General features: G+C 46.9%; 9 protein-coding genes. 5 read left to right on the top strand and 4 right to left on the bottom strand.

Going from position 1 to position 9,034, the window contains the following annotated elements:
• Window positions 1-260 (top strand): hypothetical protein (locus B2089_RS04360; RefSeq protein ID WP_296325433.1); only part of this gene is annotated, 260 nt, incomplete at its 5' end.
• Window positions 261-281: 21 nt separating this feature from the next.
• On the opposite strand, the gene B2089_RS04355 is transcribed toward B2089_RS04360, so the two are convergent.
• The gene (locus B2089_RS04355; protein ID WP_296325436.1) at window positions 282-1,790 is read right to left on the bottom strand and encodes an IMP dehydrogenase; all 1,509 of its coding nucleotides are present in this window, start codon (window positions 1,788-1,790) and stop codon (window positions 282-284) included.
• Window positions 1,791-2,017: 227 nt separating this feature from the next.
• On the opposite strand from B2089_RS04355, the gene B2089_RS04350 reads away from it, so the two are divergent.
• Genes B2089_RS04350 through B2089_RS04335 form a run of 4 tightly spaced genes read left to right on the top strand, consistent with a single transcriptional unit; the run spans window position 2,018 to window position 6,613 of the window.
• Window positions 2,018-3,544, top strand: coding sequence for a hypothetical protein (locus B2089_RS04350; RefSeq protein ID WP_296325438.1), 1,527 nt, complete (start codon window positions 2,018-2,020; stop codon window positions 3,542-3,544).
• Between the two features lie 17 nt (window positions 3,545-3,561).
• On the top strand, window positions 3,562-4,674 hold the full coding sequence (locus B2089_RS04345) for an efflux RND transporter periplasmic adaptor subunit (protein ID WP_296325441.1): 1,113 nt from the start codon (window positions 3,562-3,564) through the stop codon (window positions 4,672-4,674).
• Window positions 4,675-4,682: 8 nt separating this feature from the next.
• Window positions 4,683-5,369, top strand: a complete 687-nt coding sequence (locus B2089_RS04340) for an ABC transporter ATP-binding protein (protein ID WP_296325446.1) — start codon at window positions 4,683-4,685, stop codon at window positions 5,367-5,369.
• A 47-nt stretch (window positions 5,370-5,416) separates the two neighbouring features.
• Window positions 5,417-6,613, top strand: coding sequence for an ABC transporter permease (locus B2089_RS04335; protein WP_296325448.1), 1,197 nt, complete (start codon window positions 5,417-5,419; stop codon window positions 6,611-6,613).
• Window positions 6,614-6,624: 11 nt separating this feature from the next.
• Here B2089_RS04335 and B2089_RS04330 read toward each other — a convergent pair whose 3' ends face one another.
• From B2089_RS04330 to B2089_RS04320, 3 genes are read right to left on the bottom strand one after another with little or no spacing between them, the layout of a single operon-like run.
• The gene (locus B2089_RS04330; RefSeq protein ID WP_296325452.1) at window positions 6,625-6,867 is read right to left on the bottom strand and encodes a hypothetical protein; all 243 of its coding nucleotides are present in this window, start codon (window positions 6,865-6,867) and stop codon (window positions 6,625-6,627) included.
• Window positions 6,845-7,144, bottom strand: coding sequence for a BrnT family toxin (locus B2089_RS04325; protein ID WP_296325455.1), 300 nt, complete (start codon window positions 7,142-7,144; stop codon window positions 6,845-6,847). The genes B2089_RS04330 and B2089_RS04325 overlap by 23 nt, the downstream gene beginning before the upstream one ends.
• 26 nt (window positions 7,145-7,170) lie before the next feature.
• Window positions 7,171-9,018: a M3 family oligoendopeptidase gene (locus tag B2089_RS04320; RefSeq protein WP_296686097.1), complete on the bottom strand. Its 1,848-nt coding sequence runs from the start codon at window positions 9,016-9,018 to the stop codon at window positions 7,171-7,173.
• Window positions 9,019-9,034: the final 16 nt, after the last annotated feature.

Raw genomic sequence — 9,034 nt, 5'->3', positions numbered from 1 at the left:
AACCAAGGTTTAAATTTAATAGTACGATTCCGACATTTCCGGGGGAAAAAAAAGGGGATTTTTGGGGGAAATTCTTTGAAAAGTGTGGATTTTATGGTCAAAAATATATTGAAAAGTGTCTGTTTTTCTTGCGGACTTATATTGAAAAGTGTATATTTTCGTCAGTAAAATTTATTGAAAAGTGGGGGAAGTTGTCTTTTCGGGCAAAAAAAAGCCCTTCCCAAGAGGAAGAGCATTTTAAAAAGCGCAATGGATTGTAGGGGCGGATGCGCCCGAATTTTTTAGCTTTGCATACTGGTATTCTTTACGATGACATCGTGTGCACCGCCCTCTGTGATTGATACAGAAGAAACCAGCGTAATCTTTGCCTTTTCCTGCAATTCAGGGATTGAAAGGGCACCACAGTTGCACATTGTGTGGGTGACCTTGCGGAGAGTCATTCCAACGCCGTCATGCAAGTGACCAGCGTAAGGAACATAAGAATCAACGCCCTCTTCAAAAGCCATTGATTTTTTGCCACCCAAATCATATCGCTGCCAGTTACGGGCACGATTTGAGCCTTCGCCCCAGTACTCTTTGACATACTGACCGTTGACGACCAGCTTGTTTGAAGGAGATTCGTCGAATCGGGCAAAGTAGCGGCCCAGCATTACAAAATCAGCGCCCATTGCAAGGGCAAGGGTTACATGATAGTCGTGAACGATACCGCCGTCTGAGCAGATTGGGATGTAGATTCCTGTTTTTTTGTAGTATTCATCACGAGCCTTAGCGACCTCGATTGTTGCCGTAGCCTGGCCGCGACCGATGCCTTTCTGCTCACGGGTGATACAGATTGAGCCGCCGCCGATACCGATTTTAATGAAGTCAGCTCCAGCCTCTGCGAGGAAGTTGAATCCGTCTGCGTCAACGACATTTCCCGCACCAACCTTTACATCCTTGCCGAATTTTTCGTGAATATCCTTGAGAGCCTTTTCCTGCCAGTAAGAGAATCCTTCGCTTGAATCCAAGACGAAGACATCTGCGCCAGCCTCAAGCAAAGCCGGAACACGCTCCATGTAATCACGAGTGTTGATTCCCGCACCGACGATGTAGCGGTGTTTTGAATCCAAAAGCTCAAGGGGATTTGACTCGTGAGTAGCGTAGTCCTTTCGGAAAATGAGAGAGACGAGATTTCCGTTTTTATCGACGACAGGAAGCTGGTTTACCTTTTTGTTCCAGATGATTTCGTTTGCCTCGCTGAGAGTGATTCCTTCCTGACCGGTGACCATTTCAGAAAGCGGAGTCATGTACTCAGAGACCTTTGAGCCTGGCTTACAGTGAGAGATGCGGAAATCTTTTGAAGTGATGATTCCCACCAGTTTACCATGAGCAGTTCCGTCCTCGGTGACCGCACAAGTCGAGTGACCAGTTTTTTCGCTCAATGCAATGACTTCTTCCAAAGTCTGATCCGGGCGAACATTTGAATCAGAAGTGACGAATCCAGCTTTGTAGCTCTTAACGCGGGCAATCATAGCCGCCTGATCTTCGATTGACTGGCTTCCGTAGATAAAACTGATTCCGCCTTCTTTTGCCAGGGCGATAGCCATTTTGTCGTCAGAAACAGCCTGCATAACAGCCGAAACCATCGGAATATTCATGCTAAGCGGAGACTCCTCGCCGGCCTTTTTGTTGAACTTAACGAGAGGAGTGCGCAAACTTACATTGTCAGGAATGCACTCCGCGCTAGAATAACCCGGCACCAAAAGATACTCACCAAATGTGTGAGACGGCTCTGAAAAATAAAACGCCATTTGATTCTCCTAGCCCCAACTTCTCATGGAGCAAAAATTTAAAAAAGTATAATTGTATAAGTATAACGAAATTCGCATGGGAAATTCAATAGAAAATTCGGGTGCATCCGCCGTACCACGAAGCGCCAGCGTAGTAGCGGCGGATGCGCCCATAAAAATTTCATTATATAACAGCAAATTATGGAGTCTTTAATGAAATATTAAGTAATTTGCGATAAAATGCGGGTATGAAGAAAATTCGGTTCGGGGTGATTTTTCTTTTCTCGGTTTTTCACGGGCTTTCTTTTGCGGAGTCGAATCTGCCTTCTTTGCTTTTTGGTTATTTAAAAAACGATTTGAGTCTTCAGAAAAGCGCGCTCACCGCAGAGAACAAGGCTCTTTCCTATGACAGCACAAAAATCCAGAATGGCATTGAGCTGACACTTTCATCTGGCACGGTTAAAATCCAATCGTCTTCTGACGGCACTAAATATACTTTCACTCCATCGGCTTCTCTGTCTGTTCCAGAATTAAATGGAACAAAACTTACGGCAACTCTTCCTGTCACACAAAAATCTGGTTATTCAAATGATGGCGAAAACGGAAGTTTCCTTGATAACGGTACGATTAAGCTGAGCACAGGAATTATCACGAAAGCGTCATTAAAAAGAAGAGTTTCGCTTTTGGAAGCTGAACGCGCATATATTGAGGCAAAGCGAGATCTTCAGAATCAGGCTCTTACGGTTGAAAATGAGTTTTACACGAGTCTGAAGAATCTTTATTCCTATGTCAGCAAAGTCTTAACGGCAAAAGATGATTTGTATGATGATGAGCTTTCTTTAAAGGTTTTGGAAGTACAGGGCTACAGCAAGACTAGTGCATCTTACAGAAAAAAATATCTGGAGTGTCAGAGTGACCGGCGGAATGTCCACGAGGCCTTGCGCAAACTTGAGCGAGAGACGGCTGTTTTTGCGGTGAAATGCGGGGCTGAATACGAGCAAGTCTTTAATCCTGCGACATTTGATATGGAAAAGGCAGAGGAAATTGCGAATCAGGCTTTTGAGACTGTTATGAATTTCTTACCTATGGAAGTCCCTGGCGTTGAGCTGGAAGATGTGCTTTCTTACAAGGCGAGTGATTACACGAAAACCGAGAGTGCGGTCTGGACAAAATACATCAGTGATTTGAAGCGGAAAACTGATTATTCTTTGGAATTAGGAATTTACGGCGGCTACACTCTTAACGAATCAACCTCAAAATATGACACCGTGGACGGCGGCCTTACTTTTGACTGGCGGGGAATCACGGCAAGTGCCGGCGTCTCTGTTCCGACGGGGCAGAATCTTTCTCCACTAAAATCATCGAGTTCTGGCACGCCTTCTGATTCTCCGGTTTACACTTTTTCTGTTACGCTCAATCCCAACACATGGAGGCTCTCTTCCATCGATAAAAAGCAGGACGAGTTGAACTCAAAAATCGATGAAATTTCGGTGAAATCCGCAGCGGACGATTATGACATGGCAATTTTGGACAAACTTTCTGAGAGGGGGGATTTGCATTGGTCAGAGCGTTCTTATGCCGAAGAGTATGACATGTATTCCCAGCTTGAGTATGATATGGATAACTGGTTGAAGGCGGGCAGCGTCACAAAGAGTGATTATCTGGACGCGGCCAACAACCGGGACAAGGCTCAGATGAACATTCTGATTAACGCCGTGGAGAAAATTATCTACAATAATAATGTGAAGCTGATGTTTGTGAAAACGGAAAACTGAAAACTGAAAGTGGAAAGATGAAAAGTGAAGAGGAAAAGTTGATGGGAAAGATGAAAATTAGGAAGATGAATATTCGCTTGTCTAAAAAGCAGAAAATAATTCTTGGGGCTTTTCTCTCCATTCTTGTTCTTGTCGTGATTTTGAAAGTTTCTCGCGGAATTGCGGAAAAACGGGCGGCTTCTTCCCAGACTACTTATGTCGTTCGCAAAGAGACTTATGAAAATGTGATTCAGATTGCGGGAACTGTGGCGGCGGCAAAATCCCAGACGCTGAAATCCCTGAATGACGGAACTGTGGTGGGCGTTTATAAAAAAGAGGGAGACCGTGTGAAGGCGGGGGATTTAATCGTTCAGCTGGACGACACCGAGCAGCAGTACAATCTCGCCAACCTTGACTACGAGATTTCCGTGGCACGGCAGAATCAGACGGCGGGAAAACTCAAACTCATGGAAACCCAGCGCATTTCCCTTGTACGCAAAGTCGAGAACCGTAAGATTGTGGCGACTTTTGACGGCGTAATCGCTGATTTGGATGTGGCGACCGGCGATTATCTTGAGGCAAAGGATTCAATCGGAACTCTGGTGAATACGGATTATCTCACCGCTGATGTGGAAATTGCCGAAACCGATGTGGCAAAGCTTAAAGTGGGGCAGAAGGTTGACTTTACTTTCCCGGCCTACAATGGAAGTGTGGAAGGCTACCTTGTCTCTTATCCTGCCATTGGCGAAGTGACGAGCCGGGGAGCCACAATCGTGAATGCCAAAGTGCGGATTGACGAAGTGCCTAGCGGAGTCCTTCCAAATTTCAGTTTTACGGGAAAGATTCAAATCACTGAGCCGGAGACAAAACTTGTGGTTGAGCGATACGCAATCGGACGGGACAAGGGCACGGCTTTTGCGGAGATTTTAGGCCGGGACGGAAAGACAACGAAAGTCGCGGTGGAAGTCGAGCCTTACGGTCTTGAATATGTGAATGTGATTTCGGGGCTTGAAGGCGGCGAAATGCTCAAGGCTCAGAGCAATGCTTCAAAGAGCGGCAGAATGAGCGTGAGCAAAAAAGGCCAGAAGGCACAGAAAAACAACAAGAATCAGCAGCAACAGCCGCCCATGGGTGGAATGCCTCCGTTTTAAGGATTTTTATGTCTGAGCCAGTTATATTAATGGAAGATGTTCGCAAGATTTACTCTATGGGGGAGCAGGAAGTCCATGCCTTGCGGGGAATTTCTTTTTCCGTGGAGCAGGGGGAATTCATGTCCATAATGGGACCTTCCGGCTCAGGAAAATCCACCTGCATGAACATGATTGGCTGCCTTGACCGACCCACCAGCGGCATCGTGAAAATCGGGGGCAAGGAAACGGCCAAAATGAGCGAGAAAGAGCTGGCCGTCCTCCGCAACAAAACAATCGGCTTTGTCTTCCAGCAGTATCATCTTCTGCCCACGATGACGGTGCTTGAAAATGTCATGGTTCCCCTTCGCTATCAGGGAATCGAGCGGCCTCTCCGCCGGGACATGGCACTGGCCGCCCTTGAAAAAGTGGGCTTGTCCGAGCGAATCAATCATCTTCCCAATGAGCTTTCCGGCGGACAAAAGCAACGTGTGGCAATCGCGCGGGCGACGGTCACTCGGCCTGCGATTATCCTCGCTGACGAGCCGACCGGCGCCCTGGACTCCAGCACTGGCCGGGCGGTCTTGGATTTGTTCGGCGAAATCAACGCCACAGGAACCACAATCGTTATCGTCACCCACGATCCGGGAATCGGAGCCAGCACAAGGCGATGCGTGCGTATTCTGGACGGAATGATACAGGGGGATGAAAGGCAGTGAAATTTAGACGCGGATTAACGCAGATAGACGCAGATTTATGAGGTGTTATGTTTGAAGACTTTATTGACTCACTTAGGAACTTTTCTCGCTCAAAGACCCGCACGGTGCTTTCCCTGCTGGGCGTGATTATCGGTGTGGCCAGCGTTATTATCATTACCAGCATCGGCTCCAGTTCCGCCAAGCAGATTCAGAATCAGTTCGGCTCTTCGGGCTTGGATTTGGTGAGCGTGAGCGCGGGCGGATTTATGCGGCGGAACCGGGATGCGGTCACTCTGAAATTCGACGAAGCCTTGCGCAGCGATTTGTTTGACAGCGTGCGCAATATAAAAAAAGTCTGGTATAAAAATTCGGTGAGTTTTGCGGTCTCTTACGGCGAGACTACCGTTACTTCAAATGCAACCGCCATCGAGCCCGGCTATCTTGAAATGTATCAGCTGGAGCTGGATTCTGGCGATTATTTTACTGTGACTGACGATGTTTCCGGGGCACAGAAAATGATTATCGGAAGCGAGGTGGCTTCTTCCCTCTTCCCGGACGGGGATGCTGTGGGCAAGGGCGTGATTGTGGTCTCATCAAAAGTGCCATTTGCCTTTACTGTGGCTGGCGTGCTTAAAGAGCAGTCCAGCGGCATGGAATCCACCACCACAGGCATTTACATTCCCAGAGGCTTTTATTCAAAAAAAATCAAGCCGAATCCCACGGCGGACACGATTATGGTTCAGGCAACTGACACTGATTATTGCTCCCAGCTGGTCACGGATTTAACGGCCTACATGAACGAAAAATCCGGCACGGAAGGCAGCGTGAACATTTCTTCAATGCAGACAATGATTGAGCAGGTCAAAAGCGTCATGGGAACGGTGAGTCTTATGCTTTCAGGAATTGCGGCTATTTCTCTTTTGGTAGGAGGAATCGGAATCATGAATATTATGATTGTCACGGTCACTGAGCGAAAGCAGGAAATCGGAATCAGAAAAGCTTTGGGAGCCAGCCCCTTTGCGATTTGCCGCCAGTTTTTGGTTGAGAGCGCAAGCATTACCCTTTTGGGCGGCATTTTGGGAATCGGACTTGGAATCGCCATCAGCCTTGCCATTGAATATGTGGCAACCGAGCTTCCTTATTCGATAAAGTTTTCCGCCTGCGTGATTTCCTTTGTTTTCAGCGTCTTCGTGGGTATTTTCTTCGGACTTTCCCCCGCCATGAAAGCCAGCAAACTAGACCCGGTGGAAGCTCTGGCAGGCTAGGGAGGGGAAACTTATGCGAGTTTCAAAGATTCTTTTCGCAATTTTTCGAGCGCGGCATTTATAGAAACACGATTTGTCAGGCCGTTTTTTTCAAGCCAAATGAGATTTTCCTTGTCGAAAAGATTATAAATTAGTTGAAATGCTTTTCGTAAACTTCGTGGGTAGAATTCTTTCGCTTGCTCTGGAGTCACTTCGGGAATATCTGATAAATCAATTGGTTTATTCTGTAATTCAGCTATTCTTTCTTGAGTCATAGTATAATTTCCTTTCTGATTCTGTAGCGAAACGAGCAGAAATTAATCGTGTTCGTTCTCGTTCGGTGTAAGCGGTCATTACGATAACCGCTCCGCCTGATTCTCCAAGTCCGATGTAGCGTTCTTCTTCAAGCGAAGAATGTTCAATATCATATCGCTCTATGAAAAAAGGGTCATCGAACACATCAAGAATTTCAGAAAAAGAAAAACCATGCTTTATTTTATTGATTTCGTCTTTTTCTGAATCCCATTCAAACTTGCCGTTTATAACAGTCATTGCATAAATTATATCACGGCCTGTTTTTATCCGCAAATTGATTTTAGCTCAGACACTTCCTTTGCGTACATTTCGATTCCGCTTTTCCAGAAGTCTTTTTGCGTGATGTCAAATCCTGCTTTTTTGCACAAATCCTCGCAAGTCATGTTGCCCGTGTTGGAGAGCAGTTCTGCGTAGGTTTTGGCAAAGGCGGCTCCTTCTTTCTGGTAGCGTGCGTAGAGTCCTGCTGCGAAAAGCTGGCCGAAAGCGTAGGGGAAGTTGTAGAAATCCAGTCCTGTTGAGTAATAATGGGATTTTACCGCCCACATGTACTCGTGCCGCTCGCCGTTCAAGCCGTTTCCGTAGGATTTTTTCTGGGCTTCTTTCATGAGCCGGCAGAAATCGTCGGCGTTAAGCTCGCCTTTTTCCCGCTCTTCAAAGACGCTTTTTTCAAAGTAGAAGCGGCAGAGAATGTCCACCAGGACCTGGCTCACATCCTGCAAGTCCAGGTCAAGAATCTGGATTTTTTCGGCGTCGCTGCATTTTGAAATCATATCCTGCTTTACGATTGTCTCGGCAAATGTTGAGGCCGTTTCGGCAAGCGTCATCGGATAGCTGAAAAATGCGGCCGGCTTTCCCTTCATGCAAGAAAAATGATAGGCGTGGCCAAGCTCGTGAGCCAGAGTGATTATGTCGCTGAAAGCCCCGGTAAAATTGGTCATGATTCGGCTCTGGTGGCCAAGGGCAAAGTCTTCGTCGTAAGCCCCGCCAACTTTTCCAGCCCTGACTTCCGCGTCAATCCAGTTTTCGGCAAAGGCTTTTTTTGCAAAGTCGCCCATTTCCGAACTGAAAGAGGAATACCGCTGGATGATGTAGTCTTTTGCCTCGTCGAAAGTCCAGGTTTTTGAGAGAAGAGATTGTCGGGTCAAGCCCGACAATGACACACTTTCGTCCGACAATGCCACAGGTGCGAACAAATCGTAGAAAGCCAGGCCTTTTTTTTCCTGAGAGACCGTAAGATTGTGCCTGTGCAGGAAATCCGCCTTTAAATTGAAATATTCCCGCCAGAGGGGCAGGCTGTCTTCGATTGCGCCGATGAGGGCGTCCAGCGTTTTTTGCGAGAGCCGGGCAGAGGCAAGGGCGCGGTCAATGGGCTTTTGCCATTTTCGCCGGCGGTTGAGTGCGAGCGTTTCGCCCTTTAGGTTTCCCAGACAGGCGGCAAAGGCGATTTCATTCTGTTTTAAAAGCGCGATTTCTTTTAAATATGAAGATTTTCGCACATTTGCGTCGGCAGAGTAGGCGTCGTTACGAAGCTCGTTGAAAGTTTTGCCGCTTTCTTCGTCTCTGAGATTTGAAATCAGCTGCTCGTGAAGGCGGTCCCAGGCGTCTCCCCCGGTCTGTTGCAGCTCGCCTGCAAGTTTTTCTTCAGCCGGGCTCATCTGATGCTTGGTTTCTTCGAGAGTCTCGTTCAGAAGGTAGCGGTAGCTTTCAAATTCAGGGAAGCGTTTGTAAAAATCATCGAGACGAGCGGAATTTGCCAGCAAAACTGACTTAAAGCCCAAATCAATTTGCCTGTAGCGGAGGGTAAGGTTGTCAATTTTCGTGATGTTGTTGAGGTAAGCCGTGTTAGTGGTGTCAACGGAGTAAATTATGTAGGCGTAGGCGTTGAGGCTGCCACAGAGAGAAGAAACCTTTTCGTCCGCCTCTAAAAATCCTTTGAGCCAGACGGGAAAATCAAAATTCTCGCTGGCATTTTTGATAAAATTGCCTGCCGATTCGAGAAGATTTTCAAGATTTTCCATGCCAGCCGTAAAATCAGCGAGGGCCTTCTGGTATTCAGGCGAATCAATAGAAGAAAAAATAGAATCCAAGTTCCATCGGGGAATATTGCTCATAAAAACTCCTTTTTTA

This window comes from Treponema sp. UBA3813 (assembly GCA_002368605.1).
Classification (GTDB): Bacteria; Spirochaetota; Spirochaetia; order Treponematales; family Treponemataceae; genus Treponema_D.
Note: the sequence above shows the minus strand (reverse complement) of the source record. Positions and strands in the feature narration are given on the sequence as shown.

Bases quoted from the DNA above. Each gene is read 5' to 3' on its own strand.
- B2089_RS04320 (WP_296686097.1), bottom strand. From the start codon at position 9,018: ATGAGCAATATTCCCCGATGGAACTTGGATTCTATTTTTTCTTCTATT.
- B2089_RS04325 (WP_296325455.1), bottom strand. From the start codon at position 7,144: ATGACTGTTATAAACGGCAAGTTTGAATGGGATTCAGAAAAAGACGAA.
- B2089_RS04340 (WP_296325446.1), top strand. From the start codon at position 4,683: ATGTCTGAGCCAGTTATATTAATGGAAGATGTTCGCAAGATTTACTCT.
- B2089_RS04330 (WP_296325452.1), bottom strand. From the start codon at position 6,867: ATGACTCAAGAAAGAATAGCTGAATTACAGAATAAACCAATTGATTTA.
- B2089_RS04335 (WP_296325448.1), top strand. From the start codon at position 5,417: ATGTTTGAAGACTTTATTGACTCACTTAGGAACTTTTCTCGCTCAAAG.
- B2089_RS04350 (WP_296325438.1), top strand. From the start codon at position 2,018: ATGAAGAAAATTCGGTTCGGGGTGATTTTTCTTTTCTCGGTTTTTCAC.
- B2089_RS04355 (WP_296325436.1), bottom strand. From the start codon at position 1,790: ATGGCGTTTTATTTTTCAGAGCCGTCTCACACATTTGGTGAGTATCTT.
- B2089_RS04345 (WP_296325441.1), top strand. From the start codon at position 3,562: ATGAAAAGTGAAGAGGAAAAGTTGATGGGAAAGATGAAAATTAGGAAG.